The organism is Tahibacter caeni, from assembly GCF_024609805.1.
In the GTDB taxonomy this organism is placed as follows: Bacteria; Pseudomonadota; Gammaproteobacteria; order Xanthomonadales; family Rhodanobacteraceae; genus Tahibacter; species Tahibacter caeni.
Genome location: NZ_JANFVR010000037.1, coordinates 1 through 25,665, shown reverse-complemented (window position 1 = coordinate 25,665; position 25,665 = coordinate 1). Strand labels below are relative to the sequence as shown.

At 67.7% G+C, this 25,665-nt stretch carries 20 protein-coding genes and 2 tRNA genes; 7 read left to right on the top strand and 15 right to left on the bottom strand.

All coding sequences use genetic code 11. The annotated features are described in order from the left end of the window. Positions 1 to 129 precede the first annotated feature (129 nt). The gene (locus tag NON22_RS05645) at positions 130 to 681 is read right to left on the bottom strand and encodes an NADPH-dependent FMN reductase (protein WP_257385952.1); all 552 of its coding nucleotides are present in this window, start codon (positions 679 to 681) and stop codon (positions 130 to 132) included. Between the two features lie 282 nt (positions 682 to 963). Between NON22_RS05645 and NON22_RS05640 the strand changes: the two genes are divergently transcribed. Next, positions 964 to 1,038, top strand: a tRNA-Val gene (locus tag NON22_RS05640). Between the two features lie 112 nt (positions 1,039 to 1,150). Here NON22_RS05640 and NON22_RS05635 read toward each other — a convergent pair. Together NON22_RS05635 and uvrB are read right to left on the bottom strand one after the other, a co-directional pair. Next, positions 1,151 to 2,248 carry an XdhC family protein gene (locus NON22_RS05635; protein ID WP_257385951.1) on the bottom strand — a complete coding sequence of 366 codons (1,098 nt, stop codon included), beginning with the start codon at positions 2,246 to 2,248 and terminating at the stop codon, positions 1,151 to 1,153. 463 nt (positions 2,249 to 2,711) lie between these two features. Beyond that, the gene (gene uvrB / locus NON22_RS05630; RefSeq protein ID WP_257385950.1) at positions 2,712 to 4,736 is read right to left on the bottom strand and encodes an excinuclease ABC subunit UvrB; all 2,025 of its coding nucleotides are present in this window, start codon (positions 4,734 to 4,736) and stop codon (positions 2,712 to 2,714) included. A gap of 162 nt (positions 4,737 to 4,898) precedes the next feature. On the opposite strand from uvrB, the gene NON22_RS05625 reads away from it, so the two are divergent. Together NON22_RS05625 and NON22_RS05620 are read left to right on the top strand one after the other, a co-directional pair. Next, positions 4,899 to 5,447, top strand: a complete 549-nt coding sequence (locus tag NON22_RS05625) for a GspH/FimT family pseudopilin (protein WP_257385949.1) — start codon at positions 4,899 to 4,901, stop codon at positions 5,445 to 5,447. Between the two features lie 382 nt (positions 5,448 to 5,829). Then, entirely contained in the window at positions 5,830 to 6,012 is a 183-nt protein-coding gene (locus NON22_RS05620) for a hypothetical protein (RefSeq protein ID WP_257385948.1), read from the top strand. A gap of 444 nt (positions 6,013 to 6,456) precedes the next feature. On the opposite strand, the gene NON22_RS05615 is transcribed toward NON22_RS05620, so the two are convergent. The 8 genes from NON22_RS05615 to grxD all read right to left on the bottom strand — a co-directional run bounded on the left by NON22_RS05615 (position 6,457) and on the right by grxD (position 16,778). Then, positions 6,457 to 6,990: a hypothetical protein gene (locus tag NON22_RS05615; protein ID WP_257385947.1), complete on the bottom strand. Its 534-nt coding sequence runs from the start codon at positions 6,988 to 6,990 to the stop codon at positions 6,457 to 6,459. 296 nt (positions 6,991 to 7,286) lie between these two features. Continuing rightward, a tRNA-Asn gene (locus tag NON22_RS05610) sits at positions 7,287 to 7,362 on the bottom strand. Positions 7,363 to 7,440: 78 nt separating this feature from the next. Continuing rightward, positions 7,441 to 8,838, bottom strand: a complete 1,398-nt coding sequence (gene ppnN, locus NON22_RS05605; protein WP_257385946.1) for a nucleotide 5'-monophosphate nucleosidase PpnN — start codon at positions 8,836 to 8,838, stop codon at positions 7,441 to 7,443. Positions 8,839 to 9,679: 841 nt separating this feature from the next. Beyond that, positions 9,680 to 12,883, bottom strand: coding sequence for a TonB-dependent receptor (locus tag NON22_RS05600; RefSeq protein WP_257385945.1), 3,204 nt, complete (start codon positions 12,881 to 12,883; stop codon positions 9,680 to 9,682). A gap of 207 nt (positions 12,884 to 13,090) precedes the next feature. Then, positions 13,091 to 14,830, bottom strand: a complete 1,740-nt coding sequence (olsF, locus tag NON22_RS24880; RefSeq protein ID WP_257385944.1) for a bifunctional ornithine lipid synthase OlsF — start codon at positions 14,828 to 14,830, stop codon at positions 13,091 to 13,093. Between the two features lie 236 nt (positions 14,831 to 15,066). Continuing rightward, positions 15,067 to 15,663, bottom strand: a complete 597-nt coding sequence (locus tag NON22_RS05590) for a YhgN family NAAT transporter (RefSeq protein WP_257385943.1) — start codon at positions 15,661 to 15,663, stop codon at positions 15,067 to 15,069. A gap of 39 nt (positions 15,664 to 15,702) precedes the next feature. Further along, positions 15,703 to 16,461: an SDR family NAD(P)-dependent oxidoreductase gene (locus NON22_RS05585; RefSeq protein WP_257385942.1), complete on the bottom strand. Its 759-nt coding sequence runs from the start codon at positions 16,459 to 16,461 to the stop codon at positions 15,703 to 15,705. Then, a complete protein-coding gene (gene grxD, locus NON22_RS05580; RefSeq protein WP_257385941.1) occupies positions 16,461 to 16,778 on the bottom strand; it encodes a Grx4 family monothiol glutaredoxin in 318 nt (105 codons plus the stop codon). The genes NON22_RS05585 and grxD overlap by 1 nt, the downstream gene beginning before the upstream one ends. A 151-nt stretch (positions 16,779 to 16,929) precedes the next feature. Between grxD and NON22_RS05575 the strand changes: the two genes are divergently transcribed. Beyond that, positions 16,930 to 17,508 carry a superoxide dismutase gene (locus NON22_RS05575; RefSeq protein WP_257385940.1) on the top strand — a complete coding sequence of 193 codons (579 nt, stop codon included), beginning with the start codon at positions 16,930 to 16,932 and terminating at the stop codon, positions 17,506 to 17,508. An 82-nt stretch (positions 17,509 to 17,590) separates the two neighbouring features. On the opposite strand, the gene NON22_RS05570 is transcribed toward NON22_RS05575, so the two are convergent. Next, entirely contained in the window at positions 17,591 to 18,724 is a 1,134-nt protein-coding gene (locus tag NON22_RS05570; protein WP_257385939.1) for a 5-(carboxyamino)imidazole ribonucleotide synthase, read from the bottom strand. Further along, a complete protein-coding gene (purE, locus tag NON22_RS05565; protein ID WP_257385953.1) occupies positions 18,721 to 19,224 on the bottom strand; it encodes a 5-(carboxyamino)imidazole ribonucleotide mutase in 504 nt (167 codons plus the stop codon). The genes NON22_RS05570 and purE overlap by 4 nt, the downstream gene beginning before the upstream one ends. Before the next feature lie 64 nt (positions 19,225 to 19,288). Here purE and NON22_RS05560 point away from each other — a divergent pair, with 64 nt between their 5' ends. The 3 genes from NON22_RS05560 to nadC all read left to right on the top strand — a co-directional run bounded on the left by NON22_RS05560 (position 19,289) and on the right by nadC (position 22,873). Then, positions 19,289 to 19,555, top strand: coding sequence for a Trm112 family protein (locus tag NON22_RS05560; RefSeq protein WP_257385938.1), 267 nt, complete (start codon positions 19,289 to 19,291; stop codon positions 19,553 to 19,555). A 95-nt stretch (positions 19,556 to 19,650) separates the two neighbouring features. Then, entirely contained in the window at positions 19,651 to 21,981 is a 2,331-nt protein-coding gene (locus NON22_RS05555) for a DUF1631 domain-containing protein (protein ID WP_257385937.1), read from the top strand. 19 nt (positions 21,982 to 22,000) lie between these two features. Next, the gene (nadC, locus tag NON22_RS05550; protein WP_257385936.1) at positions 22,001 to 22,873 is read left to right on the top strand and encodes a carboxylating nicotinate-nucleotide diphosphorylase; all 873 of its coding nucleotides are present in this window, start codon (positions 22,001 to 22,003) and stop codon (positions 22,871 to 22,873) included. Positions 22,874 to 23,122: 249 nt separating this feature from the next. Here nadC and NON22_RS05545 read toward each other — a convergent pair whose 3' ends face one another. Next, positions 23,123 to 23,917: an FHA domain-containing protein gene (locus NON22_RS05545; protein ID WP_257385935.1), complete on the bottom strand. Its 795-nt coding sequence runs from the start codon at positions 23,915 to 23,917 to the stop codon at positions 23,123 to 23,125. Positions 23,918 to 24,263: 346 nt separating this feature from the next. Then, the coding region (locus NON22_RS05540) for an SUMF1/EgtB/PvdO family nonheme iron enzyme (protein ID WP_257385934.1) at positions 24,264 to 25,665 on the bottom strand (1,402 nt) is incomplete at its 5' end.

Here is a 25,665-nt window from a genome sequence, read left to right as displayed (position 1 = left end):
CCGCACGCTACCGGCGCGAGCGGCTGCTGTTCTACCGCGCCGACCTGCTCACGCGGCTGATTCCGGCCGCGACGACCCTGGCCGAAGGCCTGGCCGAGCGCCGCATCGACGCCGCCGCGATCCCGGACTTCAGACGGCGTGCTGCTTGATCCAGGCCACGTAGCGGTCCATCCAGCCCTGCAGGAATTCGCGGCTGGCGCTGCCGATGCCGCCGTCGGCGTCGAAGAATCCCTCCTTGGCCTGCAGGAAAGCCTCGGGCTGGCCGAGGGTCGGCACGTTCAGATAGGCCAGCACGTTGCGCAGATGCTGCTGCGCGAGCGCCGTGCCGATCGCGCCGACGGAGATGCCGATGACGCCGGCCGGCTTGCCGTTCCAGGCGCTGGTGCCGTAGGGCCGCGACGCGTGATCCAGCGCATTCTTGAGCACGCCGGGAATCGAACGGTTGTATTCGGGCGTGACGAACAGCAGGCCCTGCACCGAAGCGATCTCCTGTTTGAGCCGCTTGACGCTGTCGGCCTGGTTCGCGTCGTCGTCCTGGTCGTACAGCGGCAGATCGTCGATGCGCGAGAACTCGAAGCGGAACTCGGCCGGCGCGAGGCGGATCAGCGCGTGCGCGAGTTTCTTGTTGAACGACTCCTTGCGCAGGCTTCCGACGATCACGGCGATGCGGTACTGGCTCATGACGATCTCCTTGTTGTCCCCGGCACCACGGTGGTTCCCGGGGCGTGACGAAAACGTGGCGGCGGCGACGGCATGATTCAGCGCGACGGCCGGCGCGGCAATTCCTGGATAGTGTGAATCGCGGCACCCGACGACGCCGGCGCTGCGATTCGGGCCTACTGTAGCCGGGCCGCATCGGCCGATCAGCCGCCGCCGCGGCGACACAGCCGCCGCGCTGCGGCAACAACGCCCGCAGGGGTTGTACTGCCGCAACGAGTCCGCTATATTTCGCGCCCCTTCACCGGGCGCGTAGCTCAGCGGTAGAGCACTACCTTGACATGGTAGGGGTCACAGGTTCGATCCCTGTCGCGCCCACCAATTCTGCAAACGGCGCGAGTCCCAGGACTCGCGCCGTTTTGTTTTGCGCGTGTTTCGCGGGCACGTCGCGCGAATGCCGCAAAGACCGGAACGGCACCCGCGACGAGCCTCGTCAGTCGTGAATGGTTCCGTCGCGCGCGTGCAGCGGCCCGCCGCTGCGGCGGTTCAAGGTCATCAGGATCTCGGCCATCACCGACACCGCGATCTCGGTCGGCGTGTCCGAACCGATGTCGAGTCCGGCCGGCGCATGCAGGCGCGCATCACCGAGATAGCCGCCTTCGCTGCGCATGCGCAGCGAGCGCTCGCGTGAGGCCAGCGCGCCGACGTAGGCTACCGGCGCGCCGCAGAGCGCCTTCAGATAGGCGATGTCGAGCTCGATGTTGTGGGTCATCACGACCACCGAGCTGTGCGGGTCCAACGGCAGCCGCTCGCGGATGTCGGCCGGTCGCGCGCAGATCGCGCGCGTGCCGGGCGGCAGCTCCGCCGCCTCGAGCCGCGCCGGGTCGCCGTCCACGAGCGTGAGCTGCCAGTCGAGCAGCCGCGCCGCGGGAGCGAATTCCTTCGCCGCGGAATTGCTGCCGATCACGTACAGCGCGTGCGGCGGAGTCACCGGCTCCAGCAGCAGGTCGGCCTCGGCGCCGGTAGCCGGCAGGCGGAAATCGAGCGCGCGATGGATGCGCCGCTCCGCGACGATCGCCGCGACACGCTCGACCAGCGCGGCATCGCCGAATCCGTCGTGCACGACGCCGTCGTCGTCGAGGATCAGATGCCGCGTCGGATGGGTTTCGCCGTCGCGCGCGTACCAGGTCGCCAGCCAGACGCGGCGGCGGCGTTCCAGGCGCTCGAGCAGCGGCGCGACGAACGCCGTGCGCGCCGCACCCGCGAGCGGCTCGATCAGCACTTCGAGCTCGCCGCCGCAGCCCATTTCCATGAGCACGTCGAAGCTGGAATTTTCGTTGTAGGTGACGCGGCGCGTCGTTCCGTCGGCGATGCATTCCATCGCCCGCAGCACGATGTCGCGCTGCGGGCAGCCGCCGGAGAGCTCGCAGACGACGCGGCTGTCGGCGAACACGAGCATGCGCGTACCGGCGCGGCGGAACGTGGAGCCGCGCGTACGCACCAGGGTGACGAGCGCCGCCGACGCCGCATCGCCGGCGCGCACCGCGCGCAGCGCATCCAGCAGGCTGCGCCATTCCTGTGCCGAATTCATCCTGTGGGCTCGCTGTCTCGCACGGTTCGGGGATACGGGCATGACTGACCGGCACGTAGCCCCCTCGGACCGGTCGAACATGACGCACGACGTTTCGCTTCTGTCTCCGGGGGTCGCACCCGTGGCACAGATTGCCGATCTTGCCGCGGCGACGGAAGAGGAACGACGGATCCGGCTGCGCTTCGCGATCGTCGCGCGATCGGGCGTCGCGATTCTCCCGCGGATGCGGCGGCCTCAAGCCCGGGCCGATCCGCCGTGTGCGCGCCGGCCGGCGGTCCGTTCGCCGATCCGCGCGGGCAGCTGCTGGAGCCCTTCGGCGACGCCGAACACGGGACACTGCGCATCCGCCCGGTCCCGGCCGGATCGCCGCAGCGGACGGCACACGGTTTCCTCGCCCATCGTTTTCCTTTCGGCGCGGCGTCGGCGCCTCACCGACGCCGGCGTTTTCGCGGACCGCAAGCCGCTAGCCGATCAGCCCCTCGCTGCGCAGCTTGTGGATCTCGTCGCGGACCTTCGCGGCCTGTTCGAATTCGAGATCCTGCGCGTGCTTGTACATCTGCGCTTCGAGCTTCCTGATGCGCGCGGCGATCTGTTCGGGCGACAGGGTCGAATAGTCGGCCGCAGGCTCGGCGACCTTGCGCTCGGCCTTGCCGCGCCCCCGGCCCTTGTCGTTGGCCGCCTCCGAACGCGCGCCTTCGAGGATGTCGGAGATCTTGCGCACGACCGAGCGCGGCGTGATGCCGTGCTCGAGGTTGTAGGCGATCTGCTTGTTGCGACGGCGTTCGGTCTCGTCGATCGCCGCGCGCATCGAGTCGGTGATCTTGTCGGCGTAGAGGATCGCCTTGCCGCGCAGATGGCGCGCGGCACGGCCTATGGTCTGCACGAGCGAGCGCTCCGAACGCAGGAAGCCTTCCTTGTCCGCGTCGAGGATCGCGACGAGCGAGACTTCGGGCATGTCCAGGCCTTCGCGCAGCAGGTTGATGCCGACGAGCACGTCGAACACGCCCAGGCGCAGATCACGGATGATCTCGACACGCTCGACGGTCTCGATGTCCGAATGCAGGTAGCGCACGCGGATGCCGTTGTCGGCGAGGTATTCGGTCAGGTTCTCCGCCATGCGCTTGGTCAGGGTGGTCACGAGCACGCGGTCGCCGAGCGCGATGCGCTCGCGCGCCTCGCCGAGCAGGTCGTCGACCTGGGTGGAAACCGGGCGCACCTCGACGTCGGGATCGATCAGGCCGGTCGGGCGCACGAGCAGCTCGACCACGCTGCCTTGCGATTTCTCGAGCTCGTAGCCGGCGGGCGTGGCCGAGACGAAGATCGAGCGCGGCGCGCGCGCTTCCCATTCCTCGAAACGCAGCGGACGGTTGTCGAGCGCCGACGGCAGGCGGAAGCCGTATTCGACCAGCGTCTCCTTGCGCGACCGGTCGCCCTTGTACATGCCGCCGAGCTGCGGCACGGTGACGTGCGATTCGTCGACGACGAGCAGCGCGTCGGGCGGCAGGTAGTCGAACAGGGTCGGCGGCGGCTCTCCGGGCAGGCTGCGCGTCAGGTGCCGCGAGTAGTTCTCGATGCCCTGGCAGTAGCCGATCTCCACGAGCATCTCCAGGTCGAACTGCGTGCGCTGCTGCAGGCGCTGGGCCTCGAGCAGCTTGTTCGCCTTGTGCAATTGTTCCAGCCGTTCGCGCAGCTCGTCCTTGATCGTCTCGACCGCGTGCAGCACGCTCTCGCGCGTCGTCGCGTAGTGGGTCTTCGGATAGACCGTGAAGCGCGGCACCTTGCGCAGCACGGCGCCGGTCAGCGGATCGAAGATCGACAGGTTCTCGATGTCGCCGTCGAACAGCTCGATGCGCAGCGCCTCCATCTCGCTTTCGGCCGGGAACACGTCGATGATCTCGCCGCGCACGCGATAGGTGCCGCGCTTGAGCTCGTAGTCGCCGCGCGTGTACTGCAGCTCGGTCAGGTGGCGTATCAGCTCGCGCTGGTCGGTGTGCTCGCCGCGCATCAGGTGCATGCGCATCTTGAGGTACTGGTCCGGATCGCCGAGGCCGTAGATCGCCGACACCGTCGCGACGATCAGCGCGTCGCGCCGCGACAGGAGCGCCTTGGTCGCCGACAGCCGCATCTGCTCGATGTGATCGTTGATCGACGAATCCTTCTCGATGTAGGTGTCGCTCGACGGGACGTAGGCCTCGGGCTGGTAGTAGTCGTAGTAGCTGACGAAATACTCGACCGCGTTGTGCGGAAAGAACTCCTTGAACTCGCCGTAGAGCTGCGCGGCCAGGGTCTTGTTCGGCGCGAGCACGAGGGTCGGCTTCTGGATCTGCTGGACGACGTTGGCGATCGTGTAGGTCTTGCCCGAACCCGTGACGCCGAGCAGGGTCTGATGCGCCAGGCCGGCGCCGAAGCCGTCGACGAGGCGTGCGATCGCGCCGGGCTGGTCGCCGGACGGCTGGTACGGCGCCACCAGCTGGAACTGATCGGTCATGGGGTTCTCCGTTCGAATCGGCAGTATAGGTGGGGGTCGACGCCGGCCGCGATCAAGCCTGTCCTGATTCAGATATTTCTTATGCAGCGGCGCGGCAATCGCCGCTGACGGCGCCGCGGGACGAGGCCTAGCCTGTACTCACCCCAGTTAAGGATGACTGCCATGCTTGCCATCACTCCGCTGCGCCTGCGCGGCGCCAGCCTCATCGAACTCGTCGCCGTACTGTCCATCGCCGTGGTCGCGCTCGGCGCGAGCCTGCCGCTGTTCGGCGACGTGCGCGCCAGCCTGCAGCAGCGCGCGACGATCAACCACTGGATCGAGACGCTCGCGCAGGCGCGGCTCGGCGCCGTCGAGCGCGGCAACAACGTCGTCGCCTGCCCGAGCGACGGCGACCGCTGCATGGCGACCTCGTACTGGCAGGACGGCTGGATGCTGTTCGAGGACGGCGATCACGACGGCCAGCGCAGCGCCGGCGAGCCGATACTGCTGACCACGCCGGCCGACGCGCACGTGCGCATCGCGACGAATGAAGGACGCCACCGCATCCGCTACCGCTTCGACGGCACCAGCGAAGGCAGCAATGCGACCGTGACATTCTGCGACAAGCGCGGCCCGCGCAAGGCACGCACCCTGGTCATCAACAACGCCGGCCGCGTCCGCAGCGGAGCGGCCAGCTCGCTCCAGGCCGCCCACGCCTGCGCAGCGGGCTGAACGGCGCTTCCGGCGCGCCCGCAGCGAAACCGGCCGTGAAGCCGATCGGGTGGCTCTCCCGAGCCTGAGCGGCCGAAGGTCCGGCCCGCCACCTGCCACCTGCCACTGCCACCGCCGGGACCGCCGGGACCGCCAGAATCCAGACCGCCGGGACCGCCTCGGTCGCCGGTGCAATCTCGGAAATTTCCTAGGCTTCGGCGCGGCATTTTCCGGATTCGCCGGCGGCGGCGAAGCGGCATCCTGAACCTGCTCCGGGGACATACGGGTCCGCGGCGGGCAATGGAAGCCCGGAAGCTGCAAGGACGATGCCCCCCTGAACCGAGGGCCAGGACGGCCGGCGCGTGCGGAGCGCGCCGGCCCGTTCGGTCCACGAGGAATCGCCATGCAGTCCGCCGCACGCCAGACCTTGTCCGACATACGCACGATCCAGCGCCTCGAGTCCTATGTGCGCTGCGCCCGCGCCGAGCTCGCCAGCAATCCCGGCGATGAGCTGCTGCGCGAGTTCATCCGCATCAACGAAGCGCTGATAAAGGAAGAACGCGCCCGGCTGCTCAGCGTCGCCTGAACTCCCGGACGCGTGCCGATTGCGGAGCCATACACTGTCGCGCCGTTGCTGGACGTCCTCGCAACGGAATGCGGACAACGGCGCTGACAGTGTATCTGCGCGGAGCAGTCCTCCCGGCGAATCCGCTTCGCCGAGGGTCACGCGCATCCGACGACCTGGCACGACCTCGGCGCCGCGCCGACGGAATCCACGTCGCCGCCAGGCATCCTCTCGCGATGCCGATGCGCGCGTCGGCATTCTTCGCTGCGCATCCGCATTCTTCGACGCGCAGCGGCTTTTCTTGTGTGCCCGGGCTGCGCCGACTCGGGCGCCGTCATCGAACACGCACGCCTTGCCGCGGCGGCCTCGCGAAGAATCGAGCATCGGCGGTGACGACCGGGCGATCGCTACCGCTCGTTACCCGGCGCACACGCCCAGGCCGCGGCGCACGCGGGGGCGAGCACGTTATTTCGGCGCGCCGTCCACAGGCTGATTCGGTCCGCCGAGCACGCCCTTGCGCAGCGCGGCGGGGTCGACCTGCTTTTGCTTCGCGGCGAAATCGAGCACTTCGTAATCGGGATATGCGACGGTGTAGCGCGTGCCGCGTGCGTCCATGTCCAGACGCCATTGGCCGATGTAGACCGCCGTGCCCACACCGGCCTCGAAATACTGGTCGGCGCCGGTGACCGCATTCGTCCACTCCACGTACGGCGCCTGCGCGGACTCGAGGAAATAACGTCCCGGCTCGACGTTCTTCGCGAAATGGTAATGCGCGCGCGTGCGGTCGAACACGTCGATCGGCACCTTCACGCGCTTGCCGTCTTTGACGCGGCGCAAGGTCAGCGTATAGCCCGATCCGCCGACGGTGCCGGTGAACAGGACGCTGCCGAACACCAGGGCTTTTCCGTCCTTGATTTTCTTGTCTGCCGCCGACGCGGACGCCGCCGCGAAGACGATCAGGCATGTAACGGCGATGCGCGACACGAAGCGGCGATGCATTGTGAATTTTCCCGGCGCGAGGCGACGCCGCAGCATAGCAAGCGGAAGCGCGATTGCATGCGGGACTGCCGCAGGGACCTGCGGCGCCTTCGGACGATCATCGCAGCACGACAGTCCGATCCGTCACGACTCCACATCGGTCGGGATCGCTGCGCGAGCGGAACGCTTCGCTGCTTCCGGAATCCGCCGTCGAGGCGTACCGCTGCACGCGGCATCGATCGCGATCGATCAAAAAAACGCGTGCCGTCGACGCAAAAGCAAAAGGCCTGCATCGCTGCAGGCCCTTGGCTTTTATCTGGCTCCCCGAGACGGACTCGAACCGCCGACCCAGTGATTAACAGTCACTTGCTCTACCGACTGAGCTATCGGGGAATGGTGAGGCGCGGGATTTTGCCGATCCGCCCCGCCCTCGTCAAGCCCTTTTCGCGCTTATGAACGACCGGAATGGCCTCAATCGACGACGACGCGGTAGCACGGCTTGTAGGCGTTGCCGCCCGGCAATTTCATGCGGTGTTGCGCGACGAAGCTCTGCAGCAGCGCGTCGAGCGCACGCATCATTTCCGGCTCGCCGTGGATTTCGAACAGACCGTACTGTTCGATCGCGCGGATGCCGTCCTCCTTCACGTTGCCGGCGACGATGCCGGAGAACGCGCGGCGCAGATCGGCAGCCAGTCGGAAAGCGGGCTGATCGCCGTTGAGCTTGAGACTGGCCATGTTTTCGTGCGTCGGCTTGAACGGCACCTGCAGGTCGTACTGGATGCGCAGCGCCCAGTTGAAGAAGAACGCGTCCTTCGTGTCGAGGCGATAGTCGCGCACCTTGTCGATACCCTTGACCATGAGCTTGGCGACTTCGGCGGGATCGTCGACGATGATGTGGTAGCGCTTGGCGACGTCGTCACCGAGGGTCAGCCGCAGGAACTTGTCGATCTGCTCGAAGTAGGCCGCCGACTCCCGAGGGCCCGTGAAGATCAGCGGGAACGGAATGCCGACGTTGTCCGGATGCAGCAGGATGCCGAGCATGTAGAGGATTTCCTCGGCCGTGCCGACGCCGCCCGGGAACACGATGATGCCGTGGCCGACGCGGACGAAGGCTTCGAGGCGCTTCTCGATGTCGGGCATGATCACGAGATGGTTGACCGACGGATTCGGCGACTCGGCCGCGATGATGCCGGGCTCGGTGATGCCGATGTAGCGGTTGTTCTTCCGCCGCTGCTTGCCGTGGCCGATGATCGCGCCCTTCATCGGTCCCTTCATTGCGCCGGGACCGCAACCCGTGACGATGTCGAGGCCGCGCAGACCGAGCTGGTAGCCGACCTGCTTGGTGTATTCGTACTCGCGTCGCGCGATCGAATGACCGCCCCAGCAGACCACGAGATTGGGATCGTTGTGCGGCCGCAGGATGCGCGCGTTGCGCAGGATCTCGAACACCGCGTGGGTGATGCCGCTGGAATCGGACAGGTCGAAGCCGCCGGCCTCCATCTGCGTCGCGACGTAGACGATGTCGCGGATCACCGCGAACAGCAGTTCGTTGACGCCGCGGATGATGCGCCCGTCGACGAAGGCCTGGGCCGGCGCGTGGGTCAGCTCGATCTTGATGCCGCGGTCCTGCTGCAGCACCTGGATGTCGAAGTCGGGATAACGGTCGAGCAGCGCGCGTGCGTCGTCGGTCTCCACGCCCTGGGTCAGCACGGCGAGCGCGCAGCGCCGCAGCAGCGCGCGCACGCCGCCGTGGGAGGCGTCTCGCAGACGCGTGACTTCATTGCGAGAGAGTACGTCGAGGCCGGCGGCCGGAGAGATTCGCGCCGACACGGTGGCCGGGCGGGAGGGGGGCTTGCTGTCTGCGCTCATGGACTTCCATCGTCTTATGGGCGGCGCCGCGCCTGCACGGCAGCCGCCGGATCTGGCGCCCGGCGCCGGGCCGGCGGACCAAAGTCCGCAGCGGCAAAGGCTGGGCGGGGAAATGCGGAACGCCGTGTTCCGCGCGCCCGCAAGGGGCGTCGATTCGTCACGCCAGCATTCCGCAAGCAGCCCCCGGCGTCAACTGCATCTGGCGGTTGCACGCGACGCGTCCGCCGGCTCCGGGCCATGCGCGCCGCGCGCTTCGCGGCGCGGCGCCGGCCGTCTCGGCGAAACGCGCAAACGCGGCCGAATGCCGGCGTCTGCGCTGCGACGGAACGCGCGCGCCGGCCGTCGCCGTCGTCGCCGCTGCCAATCCCGGCGGACCGTGCCCTCTGCACCGGACGAGCGCAAGGAGGCCTCCGCGGCCGATCGAATCCGCAGGAATCGCAGGTCGCGCTCACTGTGCAGACGGCCGCGACGGATCGACCTGGGCTTCAAAGGCGACTCCGCCCACCCGGCACATTCGCCACGCACCGCTTTGATCGATGTTCACCGTGTGCGACCGGTCAGCTTGGTGCGAACGCGCACAGGCTGTCGCAGTCGCTCGAACTTTCGAGCGGCAGTACGCCTCCGATTGCGCCACCGCGACGGCGGCTCCCACATGCCGAACGACTGGCCACCACTTGTGCCCTTCTAACGGCCGTCAGGCAGCTCGAAGCCGCAGAATAAATCTATAAAAATATAACAGCTCGTTATCTCCACGTGCCGGAAAACAAAAACCCCCGGCATCGCTGCCGAGGGTTCTTGCCGACGGCGGCGCCGGAAACCGGCGCCGCGTCGCTCGTGCCGCTTAGAACGAGTAGCGCAGACCGACCTGGACCGCCCAGCGGGATTCGCCGATGTTGTCCTTGGTCACGAAGCTCTGCGCACCGCGCGGGTAACGGTAGATGTACTTGCCCGTGGCCGGGTCGACGCCGCCGAATTCCGCAACGCCGAGGCGCTGGCCGCCGTTGGAGTTGAACGGCGCTTCCTCGATATGGCCCCACTTCTTGTTGAGCAGGTTGGTGAAGTTCAGGATGTCGATCCAGAGCTCGCCCTTGTTGCCCTTGAAGAAGCCCGGCACTTCCTGCGAGAAGCGCAGGTCGATCTGGTTGATCCACTTGCTGCGGGCGCTGTTGCGGCTGATGACCTGGCCGCGGTGGCTGTTCAGGAATTCGTTGCTCTGGATGTAGTTCCAGAACGCGGTCGCCTGCGCCTGGTCGGCGAAGATCACGTCGTTCTGATCCAGCGGCACGTAGAACAGGTCGTTACCCGAGTTGCCGTCGCCGTTGGCGTCGTTCGAGAAGGTGTAGCTGAACGGACGGCCCGTGCGGCCTTCGTAGAAGCCCGACACCATCGTGTTGTAGTCGCCGAAGAAGGCATGGCGCCAGCTCAGCACCGCAGTGAAGCGCTGCTGGATTTCCGACGCGGCGGTAGCGGCGACGTCTTCGTTGGCGTTGTAGACGGCCAGCGAGTTCCAGTTCGACAGCGCGACCGACGACGAACCGACGTTGGTTTCGCTCGAGTTGCCGTAGGAGTAGCCGACCTTGCCGCCCCAGCTGCCGGTGAACGGCTTTTCCAGCGAGAGGGTCAGGTTGCTGCCCTTGCCTTCGTGGGTGTTGCGCAGCAGGACGACGTCGCCGAACGAGGTGTTGCGGCGCGAACGCGAAGCGCCGGTGCCCGTGCCCGGATTGGCCCAGAACTGGTCGCGGCCGTCCGGCAGGCGGCCGGTCGCCGGGCCGAGGTTGAGATAGTTGAACTGCACGCCGTCACGCACGTCGAGATAGATGTACTCGGCCGACGCGATCAGGCCCATCCACGGCAGCTCGTGGTCGAAACCGAGCGAGCTCTTCCAGACCGACGGCGCGTGGAAGTTCGGCGTGATCAGCGAGATCGTCTGCAGCACCGGCGAACCGGCCGGACGCGGCTGGTTGAACGGATCCGCCGAGAAGTCGGTGCCGTTATTCGCGCGATAGGTCGAGAACAGCAGGCCGTTGTTGCTGTACGAATTCGACAGCCAGACGCCCGGGTTGCTGCCCTGGAACAGGCCGATACCGCCGCGCAGCTGAGTCGGACGCGAGGTGTCGAAGGTGTAGTTGAAGCTCGTGCGCGGCTGCACGACCTGCAGGCCGTTGACCGTGGAGTCGTTGCGGTAGTTGAACGCCGGCTCGACGTTCGCGTTGTACAGCGGGAAGTCGTCGGTCACGAAGCGGTCGACGCGCACGCCGAACTGCCAGGACAGGTTGTTGGTGACCTGCCAGGTGTCCTGCGCGAAGAAGCCCCACTGCTTCAGCGCCCAGTCGGCCGCCGCGTTGTTCGCGTCGCCGCCGAGCGGATAGTTCAGCTGGTAGCCGACGTTGCCGGGCAGCAGACCGCCCGTGTAGCCCGAGGGCAGCGGCGAGTAACGGCCGGCTTCGAAGTCGGCGATGCTCGCGAACGAGTAGTTGCCGTAGAAGTCCTGCAGGAACAGGTTGAAGGTGTCGTTCTTCTTGTAGTCGAAGCCGAACTTGATGTCGTGGTCGCCGATGAACCAGTCGCCGGCCCAGTAGGCGTTCCAGGTCTTCACGTCGAGCGCATTGGCCTGACGCGAACGCTCGGAGCCGATGAACACGGTCGTGTTCGGCGCGCCGTTGAGGCCCGCCACGGCGATCGCCATGGCCGGCAGGTCGGAGCTGCGCAGCGACTCGTTCGCATACTTGCTGTACGAGATCGAGGCTTCCGACGAGAAGTTCTCGTTCCAGTCGTTGTACAGGTTCAGCGCGTAGTTTTCGAAGTCGTAGCTCTTGTCGTACCACCAGGACGACAGCGACACCTGGCCGCCGGTCAGGCGCTCCAGCACCGGCACCGAGGATTCCGTCTTGTTGTAGCGGAAGCTCGCGCGGTGATAGTCGTTGATGTTCCAGTCGAACTTGGCCAGATACTTCTTGTCGGTCAGGTCGCCCGACGGATTCAGCGAGCCGGCGTTGAAGCCGTAGCGGTCGCGCGCGATGCGCACGATGTCGTCGATCTGCGCCTGCGTGATGCCGGCTTCGTTGGTCGCGCCCGAACCGCGCACGCCGACGTCCGGAGCGACGTTCGTGCGCTCGAACTCTTCGTAGTTCAGGAAGAAGAACAGCGTGTCCTTGAGGATCGGACCGCCGAGCGTGAAGCCCTTGTTGGTCTGCTTGCCGAAGCCCGTGAACTTCGTGCCGGCTTCGTTCTCGCCGATGAAGTCCGGATCACGGTAGGTGAAATAGACCGAACCCTTGAACTCGTTGGTACCGCTCTTGGTCACGGCGTTGATCGACGCGCCGACGGCGCGCGAATTCGTGACGTCGTAGTTCGCGGTGGAAATGTTGAATTCTTCGATCGTGTCGATCGAGATCGGCTGGCTGCCGGTCTGCGACGGCAGGCCGGTCGATTCCAGGCCGAATTCGTCGTTGGTCGAGACCGCGTCGATCTTGATGTTGTTGTAGCGCGAGTTCTGGCCGACGGCCGAGATTTCGCCGCGTTCCTTGTCGGTCTGCACGATGCGCGGATCGACGCGGGCGTAGTCCTGGATCGAACGCGAGATCGACGGCAGTGCCTGGATCTGCTGGTTGTTGACGTTGGTGGACAGACCCTTGTTGTCCGCCAGGAACGTCGAGGACATCGCGGTGGCGGTGACTTCGACGGCTTCAAGGGTGGAAGCATCGGCGCCGAGGGTCATGTCGACCGTCGTGTCTTCGGCCAGCTTCAGGTAGACGTCCTTGCGCTCGGCCTTGTTCAGACCGCTCTTCTCGGCGTCGACCACGAACGGGCCGCCGACGCGCAGGCCGCGGGCCACGAAACGGCCTTCGGCATCGGTCGTGACGGTCTTGGTCGTGTTCGACGGGACGTGGACGATTTCCACGGTGGCGCCGGCGACCGGATTGCCGGCGCTGTCGGTAATGCGGCCCGACATTCCCGCCGACGTGTTCTGCGCAAAGCTCGGCGAGGAAGCCAGCAGCGATGCGAGCACCAGCGGGAGGACTCTGACACGGAGTCGCTTGTTCATCGTTTCACCCTTGGGTTGCGTGCAATTGTTACAGTCGTTGGCCGAACGAAAACCGCGCAACGATGGTCCCCATCGTTGTGCGCGGCGGTCGCAAGACCTTGAATTTTCTACTTCCCCTGGAGCCTGACCCTGCGAGTCCGTGCGCCGGCGACCCCGTTAACGGCAGTTTAACAGCAATAGATGACAGATTGGCAAAACCCTGCCGACTTATTCGCTTGACGGGCCCGGGTCGCTGAGGTAGCGCGACCGCTTGGCCGGCTTGAGGCGGGTCAGGTCCAGCCGGATCAGGCCATCGACGCAGCCGCCGAACTGCGGGTCTACGCCGAACGCGAGAAAGCGCACGCCGTCGGGTTCGCAGAGATCGACGTACTGGCGGTACAGGGTCGGGATGGCCTGATCGGATACGGCCAGCTGCTGCTTGAGCAGGGACAGCGCCGCTTTGGCGTCCTTGCCTTCCAGCGCCGCATCGGCCTCGCGCGCGACTTCCGGCGAGATACGGAACGGGTTCTTGGCCGTCGCGAGGTGCTCCGGATCGGCGAAGAAGCGGCCATGCGTATGCACGATGAGCTCGCGGACCGGCTGCGGCAGGCTGGCCGACAGGCTCACCGGACCGAACAGATAGCGCACCTCGGGCCGCTTGCGCAGGAACGCGCCTATGCCCTGCCAGAGATAGTCGAGGCTGCGCGAGCCCCAGTAGGCCGGCTGGATGAAACTGCGGCCGAGTTCGACCGCATCCTGCAGGAAGACGTCGGCTTCCGGCGCGTAGTCGAACAGCGACGCCGAATACAGTCCGGCCATGCCGTGATCGCGCAGGATCGCGCGCCCTTCGCCGAGACGATAGGCGCCGACCACGGCCAGCGCTTCCTCGTCCCAGAGCACGATGTGCCGGTAGTGCGCGTCAAAGCGGTCGAGATCGCGGCGGTTGCCGGTGCCTTCGCCGACGCGGCGGAATGCGAGCTCGCGCAGGCGGCCGATCTCGCGCATGACCGGACAGTCGGGCTGCGCATCGAGCAGCAGGATGCGCTTGCCGTCGGTCGTCGCACCGAGCACTTCGGCGCGTTCCTTCAGCGCCTTGCGTACGACTGCCGGCGGCTCCGGATGCGCGATCGCAGTGGAGGTCGTGAAACGGTTCGGACGGCGCTTGGCCAGCTGATAGACATGCCGGCGCATGGCCTTGGCCAGCTGCTCCGGCGTCGCGTTCTCGCGCTCCAGCGCCTGGGTCGGCACCGCCTGGCCTATCGTGAAGCCGATGCGCATGTGCTTGGCGCCGAACATTTCGCGCGCGAGCAGCAGCGCCGACAGCGGCTTGGCCAGCAGGGACACCCCGTAGAACAGCGGCGAATTACGCGCGTCGACGTGCACCGGCAGTATCGGCGCGCCGGTCTTGCGCGCCATGCGCAGGAAACCCGACGACCAGCGCCCGTCGCGGACGCCGTTGGGCCGCATGCGCGACACCTCGCCGGACGGGAACACGATCAGCGCCTGCCCGTCCTCGAGCGCGCGGTAGGCGCCGCGCATGCCGCTGGGTTTGGACGTATCGCCACCGAACACGTTGATCGGCAGCAGCAGCGAATGCAGCGGCTCCAGATGCATCAGCACGTCGTTGGCGAGGATGCGCACGTCGCGACGCACGCTGCCGACGAGCTGCAGCAGGGACAGCGCGTCGAGCGCGCCGAGCGGATGGTTCGCGACGATGACGACCGGGCCGTCGACCGGAATGTTCTCGCGGTCGGTGTTGGCCACGCTGTAGCTGACGTCGAAGCCCTCGAGCACCTGCTCGATGAACTCGAATCCGCTGTAGCGGCCGTAGCGCGCGATGCTCGCGTTGATCTCGTCCTCGCAGACGATGCGGCGCAACAGACTGACCACGGGCTTGGACAGGCTTTTCGCAACGCCCTCGGCCAGCCGCGGAAATTTCTCGTAAAGGCTGCGTTCGACGCTGATCACGACCGATCTCCGTTCCGACTCGAGCGATGCTCGACGGCGGATGTTACAGGCGTTTGAATCGAGCCACTATTCAGTCGCGGCCGGTCGCGTGGACTGCGGGACGGCGCGGCGCCGGCCGGAGACGGCCAAACGCCGGCGCGGCAGGCGCTTGGCGCGATCGGAGGACGACATGAACGGCATCGGGCGCCCGACGGATTCCCGCGCGGGCGACCCGTCGCCGGAGCCGCGCCGCGCCGTCAGGCCGCCGCGGCGTGCAGGTATTTGGCGATGCCGTCGAGCAGCATCTGCACCGACAGCGCGATCAGGATCATGCCCATCAGGCGCTCCAGCGCCGTCAGTACGCTTTCGCCGAGCAGCCGATAGAGATAGGTCGCCGACCAGAGGATCAGCGCCGTCGCGAACCAGGCCGCGAACAGGGCCAGCGCCCATTGCGGCAGCTTGCCGGGCTGGGTATGGGTCAACAATAGCAGCGCGGCCATGGCCGAGGGACCGGCCACGCCTGGAATCGCCATCGGCACGATGAACGGCTCGCCGCCTTCCGCATGACCGAACACGCCTTCCTTGGGCGGGAAGACCATCTTCACGCCGATCAGGAACAGGATGATGCCGCCGGCGATGCTGACCGACTCCTGCTTGAGCTGCAGCACCTTGAGGATGTACTGGCCGCCGAGCAGGAACGCGAACAGCACGACGAGCGCGATCAGCAGCTCGCGCAGCAGCACGCGGCGGCGGCGCTCCGGCGCGACGCCCTTGAGCAGGCTCAGGAAAATCGGGATGTTGCCGAGCGGATCCATGATCAGGAACAGCAGGATGCCGGCCGACACGGTACTCATCTGACTGTCCATGGATCCCCCTGCGGTGCGTGCGGCGCGTCAGTGCGTGCTGCGCAGATCCAGCGTGTCGCCGCGCACCGCGGCGCCGTCGCGGCCGAGCAGATAGACCACGGCCGCGGCGAAGTCGGCCGGTTCGGGCCGATCCAGCGTGTTCTCGCCGAAATAGGCCATGCGGCGCAAGGCCGTGCGCATCGGCGGCGGCAGCAGGCTGGCGACGCGCACCGAGGTGTTCTCGGTCTCGTCGTGCAGGATCGCGGCAAGACCGTTCTGCGCCGCCTTGGCCACGCCATACGCGCCCCAGAACGACTTGCGTACGCGCGCCGCATCGTCTTCGACGAACACGATGCTCGCATCGGGCGACTGCAGCAGCAGCGGCAGCAGTGCCTGGATCAGCAGGAACGGGCCGTTCAGATTGACCTGCAGCACGCGCATCCACTCTTCCGGCTTGATCTGCCCCAGCGGCTGCAGGCCGGCGAAATGCGCCGCGGCATGGACGATGCCGTCGAGGCCTCCGCATTCGCGCGCGATCGTGTCGGCCAGTTCCTCGTAGTCGGCCGGCGTCGCGCCTTCGAGATTCAGCGGATAGATCGCCGGCGTCGGCGCGCCGAGCGCTTCGATCTCGTCGTAGAGCTTCTCCAGCGCCGGCACCTTGCGGCCGAGCAGCACGACCGTCGCGCCGGCGTCGGCGCAGGCCAGCGCGCTGGCGCGGCCGAGGCCGCCCGTGGCACCGACGATCAGTGTGGTGCGGCCGGCGAGTCCGGCGGCGGCGGGCTTCCAGTCCGCGGGCAGCGTCGCCATCAGGCTTTCCGCGTCTCGCGCACCATGCGCTCGAGTTCGCCGGATTCGTAGAGCTCCAGCGTGATGTCGCAGCCGCCGATCAGCTCGCCGTTGATGAACAGCTGCGGGAAGGTCGGCCAGTTGGAATAGCGCGGCAGGTTCGCGCGGATCTCCGGATCCTCGAGCACGTTGACCGACACGTATTCGGCATTGACGGCCTTCAGGGCCTGCGCGGTACGGCTGGAGAAGCCGCACATCGGAAACTGCGGCGTGCCCTTCATGAACAGCACGATGGGGCTGCCTTCGACGGTGGTCTTGATGCGCTCGAGTACGTCCACGGGAATTACCTGAAGAGAAACGCGGCGGTCTGCCGGACCGCGGATTGTAGCAGCGCCGCGGCCGGGCCCGCTGCCGCGCCGACGGCGACGCACAGGCGACGCCGAGATACCTATAATCGAGAATCCCAGCCCAACCGCAAGGAACTGCCTCATGGCGATCGAACTGCCCCCCCTGCCCTATGCCAAGGACGCCCTCGCTCCGATCATCTCGGCCGAAACGATCGACTTCCACTACGGCAAGCATCACCAGACCTACGTGACCAATCTGAACAACCAGATCAAGGGCACGGAGTTCGAGAACCTGCCGCTCGAAGACATCATCAAGAAGTCCAGCGGCGGCATGTTCAACAACGCGGCGCAGGTCTGGAACCACACGTTCTACTGGAACTGCCTCAAGCCCAACGGCGGCGGCGAACCCGGCGGCAAGCTCGGCGAAGCGATCAATGCGGCGTTCGGCTCGTTCGCGGCGTTCAAGGAGCAGTTCACGAACACCGCGCTGACGACGTTCGGTTCGGGTTGGGCCTGGCTCGTGCAGCGTCCGGACGGTTCGCTGGCCCTGGTCAGCACCTCCAATGCCGCGACGCCGCTGACCGGCACCGACAAGGCCCTGCTGACCTGCGACGTCTGGGAACACGCCTATTACATCGACTACCGCAACGCGCGCGCGAAGTACGTCGAGGCTTTCTGGAACCTCGTCAACTGGGATTTCGTGGCCGCGCAGATGGCCTGACTCCGCCAGCCGCCGCAAGGCGGCCCGCCCTTTCGCGAAGCCGCCTCCGGGCGGCTTTTTCATGGACGCCGCGGGCGCAGCGCTAGCCGGCCCGCAGGACCTTCAGCACCGGCTCGGCCTGGATTTCCCGGCCGAGCGCCCAGGCCACGCGCGCGAGGCGCTCGCGCATTTCCTCGGCCGTGAACGCGCACAAGGTCGCATGGCCGACCTTGCGCCCGGCGCGCGGCTCCTTGCCGTAGTCGTGCCAGTGCGCGCGCGGTTCGGCGAGTATCGGCGCGGATTCGGGCAGATCGCCTATCCAGTTGAACATCACGTTGACGCCGAGCGAGCTCGTGTCGCCGAGCGGCAGACCGAGCACCGCGCGCACGTGATTCTCAAACTGGCTGCAGGGCGAGCCTTCGATGGTCCAGTGACCGGAGTTGTGCACGCGCGGCGCCATTTCGTTGCCGAGTAACCGGCCCTCGTGCACGAACAGCTCCAGCGCGAACGTGCCGACGTAGTCGAGCTTCTCGGCGATGCGCCGCGCGAACGCGTTGGCCTGCTCGGCGAGTCCGGCCGAATCCGGCGCCGGCGCGAGACTCATCGACAGGATGCCGTCCGCATGCCAGTTCTGGGTCAGCGGGTAGCTGCGGAACTCGCCGTCGCGCGAACGCACGGCGATGACCGAGAGCTCGCGCTCGAACGGCACGAAGGCTTCGACGATCAGCGGCGCCTGGCCCAGCGCGGCCCAGGCCGCGTCGAGATCGGCCGGCGTCTTCAGGCGGAACTGGCCCTTGCCGTCATAGCCGAGGCGGCACGTCTTGAGTACCGCCGGATAGCCGATTTCCGCCAGCGCGTGTTCCAGATCGGCCTTGCTGTCGATCGCGGCGAAGGCCGGCGTGTCCAGGCCGATCTCGCGGAACAGGGTCTTCTCCGCGAGCCGGTCCTGAGCCAGGGCCAACGCTCGGGGATTCGGGTAGACCGCCGTGTGCTCGGTCAGCCACTGCGCGGTCTCGGCCGGCACGTTCTCGAAATCGAAGGTCGCGACGTCGATGCGCGCGGCGAATGCTTCCAGCGCCGCGAAATCGCGCCAGTCGGCCTGCAGCAGCGGCGCGACCTGGCTCGCGCACGCGTCGGCGAGGCTGTCGACGACGAGGAAACGCACGCCGAGCGGTGCGCCGGCGAGGGCGAGCATGCGGGCGAGCTGGCCGCCACCGAGGACTCCGACCGTCGTCATGGCAGGCGCGGATCGGCGTTGTCGAGCACGGTCTGCGTCTGTGCCGCGCGGTAGTCAGCCAGCGCCGCGGCAACGGCCGGATGCGTGGGCTGCAGCAGCGCCGCGGCGAACAGCGCCGTGTTGATCGCGCCGGCCTTGCCGATCGCGAACGTCGCGACCGGAATGCCGGCCGGCATCTGCACGATGGACAGCAGCGAATCCATGCCGTTGAGCGCGTGCGACTGCACCGGGACGCCGAGCACCGGCACGCTGGTCTTCGCCGCGAGCATGCCCGGCAGATGGGCCGCGCCGCCGGCGCCGGCAATGATCGCGCGCAGGCCGCGCGCGGCCGCCTGTTCGGCATAGTGGAACAGCAGGTCGGGCGTGCGGTGCGCCGAGACCACGCGCACTTCATGCGGCACGCCGAGGCGGCTCAAGGTGTCGGCGGCGTGCTGCATCGTGTCCCAGTCGGACCGGGATCCCATCACCACGCCTACCAGAGGCTCGCTGCCGCTCGCCATGCTCATTGGTCCGCCCTGGGCAAAAACGGTATTGTAGGGGTAAATCCTCACAGGGACGCGCGCCATGGACAAGCGCTTGTTGGACATACTCTGCTGCCCGGTCAGCAAGTCTCCCGTCAGCCTGCTCAGCCGCCCGCAACTGGACGCCGTCAACGCCGCGATCCGCGCGGGCGACGTCCGGACGGTCGCCGGCGCCGCGGTCGGCACGCCTCTTGCTGCCGGGCTCGTCACGACAGACGGAAAAGTCATCTATCGCATCGACGACGACATCCCGGTGATGCTGGCCGACGAAGCCATAGGAACCACCCAGCTGAGCGCCTTCCCTGCTTGATGCAAACTGCGAATTGCCTCACAGCCAGAACGTGACGCATTTCCGATCTTCACTACATTTCGCCGAACCGTCGAGTCTGTGTTCCCATGCGGCCTATGAGCGCTAACGACAACAACCCGAAGGTAGTCGACCTCAGCCAGCGCAGCGCGGCCGCCACGCTCGGCGAGAAGCCGGCCGAAGCCCTGGCCCAGGTCCGCGCGCATGCGCTCAAGCGTCTGACCGGCCTCGCGACGACCCTGTTCGAGAACGCCGACGACGCCCTGTTCGACCTGGCCAGCAAGGCCGACAACAACGCGATCCAGGCGCAATACTTCGACGGCATGCGCGAAGTGCGCAAGAAGCGCCAGACGATCGAGGTGCGCTTCCAGGAACAGCTGTCGCGCCAGTTCGTCGATTTCCTCGCCGGCCGCGGCATCGCCGCAAAGCCCGAGACCAGCAACGAGCTGTCGCTGGTCGAGGAGACCGAGCTCGAGGAATCCCTCGCCGTCGCGAGCATGGTCGCAAAGACCGAGAACCGGCTGCAGCGCGTGCTGTTCGCGATCAACCAGCGCCTCTCGCACATCAGCAACCAGCGCGTCGAGGACACCAACAGCCCGGTCAGCCCGGCGGCCGTCGGCCAGGCCTTCCGCATCGCCTGCGGCGCGCTCGAGGTCGAGCTGCCGGTACGCCTGATCATCTACAAGCTGTTCGACCGCTACGTCATGGGCGGCCTCGACCAGTTCTACGACGAGCTCAACGCGCTGCTCGTGCATGCCGGCGTACTGCCGCAGATGCGCGCGAGCGTCGCGCGCAAGCCGGGCAGTCCGGCTCCGCCGCCACGTCCGGGCGAGGCGCCCGGCGCGATTCCGGGCCTGGAACAGGCCGAGAGCACGGCCTACGTGCCGGTCGACGCGGCCGCAGCCGAACTGCAGGCGAATCTTTACAGCTCGCTGCGCGCGCTGCTCGCGACGCGGCGCGGCGACGGCGGCGACGAGGTCGCGGCCGGCGTCGGCTACACGCCGACGACCTACAACCCGAACGTGATGCCGCTGAACGCCGGGGAGATTCTCTCGGCGCTGTCGATACTGCAGTCGCAGAATCTCAGCATGCAGAGCGCGGCCGAGTCGGCCCAGGTCGCGCTGCGCGTCAAGGAGGAACTGCTCGGCCAGGGCGGCAAGCTGCGCGGCGAAAACGGCGCGAACGTCTCCGGCGCCGACGAGGACACCATCGATCTCGTCGGCATGCTGTTCGAATACATCCTGCAGGATCGCAACCTGCCGGCGCAGATGCAGGCCATGCTCGGCCGCCTGCAGATCCCGTTCCTCAAGGTCGCGCTGCTCGACAAGCATCTGTTCGCGCGCCGCACGCATCCGGCGCGCGTGCTGCTCGACAGCCTGGCCCAGGCCTGCGTAGGCTGGTCCGAGGAATCCGACCGCGACCGGCGCCTGTACGACAAGGTGAAGGAAGTCGTCGAAACCCTGCTCAAGGATTTCGAGGACGACCTGGGCATTTTCGACCGCCTGCGCGTCGACTTCGAAACCTTCGCCGAAACCAACAAGCGCCGCGCCGAGCTCGCCGAACAGCGCGCCGGCGAGGCAACGCGCGGCCGCGAGAAACTGCTCGAGGCGCGTCGCCAGGCCGCACGCGAGATCATGTTGCGCATCGAGAACCGGCCGATGCCGGACATGATCCGCAACCTGCTGTCGCGGCCCTGGGCCAACTATCTCGTGCTCGTGCTGCTGCGCCAGGGCGACAGCTCGGACGAATGGCGCCATGCTCTGCGCTTCGCCGACGAACTGATCTGGAGCGTACAGCCCAAGCAGAACGCGGCCGAGCGCGAACGCCTGACTGCCGTGCTGCCGCATCTGGAGAAGACGCTGCGCCACGGTCTGGCCACGGTCGCGTTCGACGAGACCGACGTGCGCCGGCTCATGCAGCAGCTCAATGTGCTGTACCAGGCGCTGCTGCAGCCGGCGCCGCCGACGGCGGTGACCCACGCGCCGGAGCTCGAACTGACCGACCCGCTGCCCGAGTCGGCGCAGGAAGCCGGCGCTTCGGTCATGAGCGCGATCCAGGAAGAGGAACCGCCGTCGCCGCCGCCGGAATCGGTCGAGGAACGCTGGATCGCCGCCGTGCGCGAGCTCAAGGTCGGCACCTGGATCGAGTTCCTCGACGAGCACGGCGCCAAGGAACGCGCCAAGCTGTCGTGGATCAGCCCGATCAGCTCGAAATATCTGTTCGTCAACCGCAAGGGGCTCAAGGTCGCCGACCGCACGCTCGTGCAGCTGGCCAGCGATCTCGCCGAAGCGCGCATCACGGTGCTCGAGGAAGTGCCGCTGTTCGACCGCGCGCTCGATGCGATCGTCGAGCGGCTCAAGAGCACGCACGCGGCCAAGAACGCACCGGCTGCCGCGGCTGCCGGCGCAGCGGCCGCCGCGCCGAACTGAGCGAACACCCGGAGTCCGCATGCGATTCGATCCGCCGGAGGCGGCCCTTGTAGCCGCCGACGTACAGCGTGCGCTCGCCGAAGATCTCGGCAGCGGCGATGCCACCGCCGAGCTGCTACCGGCCGACGCGACGGCCAGCGCCTACGTGATCACGCGCGAAGCCGCCGTACTCTGCGGCCAGGCCTGGTTCGAAGCCTGCTTCCGGGCATTGGACCCCACCGTCGAGATCCGCTGGCAGGCCGCCGACGGCGATCGCCTGACGGCCGGCCAGACCTTCGTCGAACTGCAGGGCAACGCACGTGCACTGGTCTCGGCCGAGCGCTGCGCGCTGAACTTCGTGCAGACCCTGTCGGCGACGGCCGGCGTCACCGCGGCCCACGTCGCGGCAGTCGCCGGCACGCGTACGCGCATACTCGATACGCGCAAGACCCTGCCGGGCCTGCGCATCGCGCAGAAGTACGCGGTGCGCTGCGGAGGCGGCAGCAACCATCGCATCGGCCTGTTCGATGCGATCCTGATCAAGGAAAACCACATCGCCGCGGCCGGCTCGCTGAGCGCGGCCGTCGGCGCGGCGCGCGCGCGCCATCCGGAGCTGCTGCTCGAAGTCGAAGTCGAGAATTTCGACGAGCTCCACGAAGCGCTCGCCGCCGGCGTCGACCGCGTCATGCTCGACGAATTCTCCGACGCGGACCTCGGCCGCGCCGTGGCCGACGTGGCCGGCCGCGCCGAGATCGAAGTGTCCGGCGGCGTCGACCTCACGCGCCTGCGCACGATCGCCGCGAGCGGCGTCGACTTCATTTCGATAGGCGCATTGACGAAGCACGTGCGCGCGATCGACCTGTCGATGCGCGTCAAGCTCGACGTACGCCGCGCGATCTCGGCAACTTCCTGACCGCACGGCCACGCGTTGCGGGCCATGTGCCGCCGCTCGGGACGATTGCGCACGCCGCACCGCGCGAAGCGACCGCGCCGCCCCATCGAACATCGAGAACATTTCCGCGCGCGACGAGCGCCGGACGGGAAGCGAACGCGCCGCTGCGAAGGACGACGGCTGCGTAGGCGGGCGGCCGTGGCGCGATGCGCCGCAGCCGCCGCAGGGAAACGCTATTGCCGCGGCGCGAACTCCGGCGCCGCGCTGCGCTCAGAACAGACCCGCGAACTTCGCCGCGCCGACGGCCGCTGCAATGACGACGACCGCGATCGCGATCCAGACGCCCGCGCCAGGGCCGCTCTTTTCCGGCACCGCGGCCGGCGGCGGTGCCGGCGTCGGCTTGGCCGTGTCCATGCCCGGCGACATCAGCAGGAAGCGCACGGTATCCAGGCGCAGTTCCTCGCCGGGCTTGAGCACGCCGCTGTGCACGCGCTTGTCGTTGATGAAGGTGCCGTTGGCCGAGCCCATGTCCTCGACCATGACGCCGTCGGGCAGCACCTGGACGCGCGCGTGATGCCGCGAGATCTCGTCGCCGGGCAGGCTGATGTCGCAGTCCTGCTGCCGGCCTATCGTCATCGTGCCCACGAGCGCATAGGTCTTGCCGAACGTCGAGCCGGACACGCCGCGCAGCATGAACTTGGGCAGGGCCTGGCGGATGCGCGTGCGGCCGTCATTGTCGTCGTTGCCGGCCGGTTTGGGTGCCGGTGCCGGCGCCGCCTTTTCCGGAGCGGCCAGCACCTGGCAGCCGACTTTCGCGAACAGCAGCAGATCGCCGGGCTTGAGCGCCGTGTCGGAAGTGACCTGGCGTCCGTTCAGCACGACGACGTTGCGCGGGTCCGGTACGCGCACGAGCGCCTGGCCGTTGCGCAGATGCACTTCCGCATGCCGCAGCGCGATGCCCGGAGCCGCCAGAACGATCAGGCATTCGGCCGCGGTACCGATCGCGGTGATGCCTTCGCTCAGAGTTACCGGCTCGTGCTCGCCGTTCGGAAAAATCAGCTTCATTCGATCCTGCCCCTTGATCGTAGTAGGTATCCGCCCCGTTCCTCTGGGCGCGCTATCGCCGACAGCTTAGGCGGCGCCCGTGACGGCGCGCAAGCGACGCTCATGCAAATACGGCGCCTGCCGCGGCCGCCTTCACGCCGCCTGCACGCGGACCGGCGCCGCCCGCACTAACGCAGCGGCGCGCGCAAACCGAAGCGCCGCCGACGATCGCAAGGCGACCAGCCGCGTCATCCGGCAACGGATTGCCCGGGAACCGGCCGCCTCCCCCCGCGGACGGATTCCGGCAGAACCGCCCCCCCCTGCGCGCCGTACGGCGGAAACGGCTCGGGCCCGTTTCCGCATCCGGCTATTGCTGCTGTTCGAGCTCGCGCACGACGCGCAGGCCCAAGGTGTTCAGTGCGACGTCCGAGCCGACGCTTTCGTTCGCATCGGACTGTTCCTTGTCCGGCGGCGACAGCCAGCTGCGGCCGCGCGCGCGGCGCTCGACCACCCATTCACGCACGTTGCCGTCGACGTCGTACAGCCCGGCGGGGCTCGCGGCGAAGCGGCCGACGGGCGCCGTGCCGGCGAAGCCGTCGTCGCAGGAAGCGCCGGCGCGCGAGTCGAACGCCTTGTTGAACGCCTGGTCGGCGAGATTGGCGCCGCCGCAGCCGGCCGCGGCCTCGCGGGCGACGGCGTCGAATTCGGCCGAGGTCATGAGCCGGTAGGTCTTGCCGCTGCGCTGGGACAGCCAACGCACATAGCCCTGCGCCTGCTCGAAGCTCACGCAGACGACCGGATGGCTGTCGTCCTGCTCGATGTCCGGATTCTGCCAGCCGCGCTTCTTGGAGCTGCGGAACACCGATTCGCGATCGCGGCAGGAAGCTTCCTTCGCGCCCTTGGCGCCGCCGACGCTCCAGTAGCGGCGGAATTCGCCGCGCGTGAGCTCGTAGCGGCCCGCGGCGACGCGCTTGCCCGGCAGCACAACCAGATCGGGGCCCTGGCTGCCGTCGTCGAGCTTGTCGCGGAATACGAAGCCGGCGCTGCCGATCGACGGCAGCTTGCGCAGGCCTTCGAGCGCGACGGCGTTGTTCGGATCGATCAGCAGCGCCTTGTCGTAAGCCGCCTTGGCCGCGACCTTGTCCCATTCCGCCGCGGCCTTGCGCGCGTCTTCGAGCAGCGGACCGGCCAGATTGCTGCGCCGCTGCCGTACTTCGTCGCCGACCGGCTTGCCTTCGGCCGGCACGAGCGCGGCGAGCTCCAGCGCCTTGTCGAAGTTCGTCTTCATGCCCGCGAGGTCGCCGAGCGACTGCGCCTTGTTGCCGAGCGTGACGTAAGCCTTGGCCGTGTCGACGAGGCCCTGCTTGGCGCCCTTGTCGCGCCCGTCGATGCGCAGCGCGAGCCTGAAGCGGTCGACGGCGTTCTGGTTCGGCGGCGTCGTATAGCGCTGCGCAGCCAGATCGCCGCGGCCCAGGCGCACGAGCTTCTGCACCGGATCCTCGACCGTCGGTACTTCGGCCAGGCTGCCGGTCGTGCCGTCCTCGCGCAGCAGCGGCGTCGGGCCGGCCGGCGTCGTTTCGGGCGCCGCCGCGGATTCGTCGACTAGCGCGACGGCATCGCCGACGGCGGTCGGCGTCTCGACCGGCGCCGTTTCCGGCGCCGCATCGCCGGTCGCGGCGACCGGCAGCGATGCCGGATCCGCCGGCGCCGTCGTTTCGCCGGCCGACGCGTCGCTCACAGGCGGCGCCGGTGTCGCGGCGACGGGCGGC

Coding starts and splice junctions, on each gene's coding strand:
- NON22_RS05645 (WP_257385952.1), bottom strand. CDS start 681: ATGAGCCAGTACCGCATCGCCGTGATCGTCGGAAGCCTGCGCAAGGAG.
- NON22_RS05635 (WP_257385951.1), bottom strand. CDS start 2,248: ATGAATTCGGCACAGGAATGGCGCAGCCTGCTGGATGCGCTGCGCGCG.
- uvrB (WP_257385950.1), bottom strand. CDS start 4,736: ATGACCGATCAGTTCCAGCTGGTGGCGCCGTACCAGCCGTCCGGCGAC.
- NON22_RS05625 (WP_257385949.1), top strand. CDS start 4,899: ATGCTTGCCATCACTCCGCTGCGCCTGCGCGGCGCCAGCCTCATCGAA.
- NON22_RS05620 (WP_257385948.1), top strand. CDS start 5,830: ATGCAGTCCGCCGCACGCCAGACCTTGTCCGACATACGCACGATCCAG.
- NON22_RS05615 (WP_257385947.1), bottom strand. CDS start 6,990: ATGCATCGCCGCTTCGTGTCGCGCATCGCCGTTACATGCCTGATCGTC.
- ppnN (WP_257385946.1), bottom strand. CDS start 8,838: ATGAGCGCAGACAGCAAGCCCCCCTCCCGCCCGGCCACCGTGTCGGCG.
- NON22_RS05600 (WP_257385945.1), bottom strand. CDS start 12,883: ATGAACAAGCGACTCCGTGTCAGAGTCCTCCCGCTGGTGCTCGCATCG.
- NON22_RS05590 (WP_257385943.1), bottom strand. CDS start 15,663: ATGAGTACCGTGTCGGCCGGCATCCTGCTGTTCCTGATCATGGATCCG.
- NON22_RS05585 (WP_257385942.1), bottom strand. CDS start 16,461: ATGGCGACGCTGCCCGCGGACTGGAAGCCCGCCGCCGCCGGACTCGCC.
- NON22_RS05575 (WP_257385940.1), top strand. CDS start 16,930: ATGGCGATCGAACTGCCCCCCCTGCCCTATGCCAAGGACGCCCTCGCT.
- NON22_RS05570 (WP_257385939.1), bottom strand. CDS start 18,724: ATGACGACGGTCGGAGTCCTCGGTGGCGGCCAGCTCGCCCGCATGCTC.
- purE (WP_257385953.1), bottom strand. CDS start 19,224: ATGGCGAGCGGCAGCGAGCCTCTGGTAGGCGTGGTGATGGGATCCCGG.
- NON22_RS05560 (WP_257385938.1), top strand. CDS start 19,289: ATGGACAAGCGCTTGTTGGACATACTCTGCTGCCCGGTCAGCAAGTCT.
- NON22_RS05555 (WP_257385937.1), top strand. CDS start 19,651: ATGAGCGCTAACGACAACAACCCGAAGGTAGTCGACCTCAGCCAGCGC.
- nadC (WP_257385936.1), top strand. CDS start 22,001: ATGCGATTCGATCCGCCGGAGGCGGCCCTTGTAGCCGCCGACGTACAG.
- NON22_RS05545 (WP_257385935.1), bottom strand. CDS start 23,917: ATGAAGCTGATTTTTCCGAACGGCGAGCACGAGCCGGTAACTCTGAGC.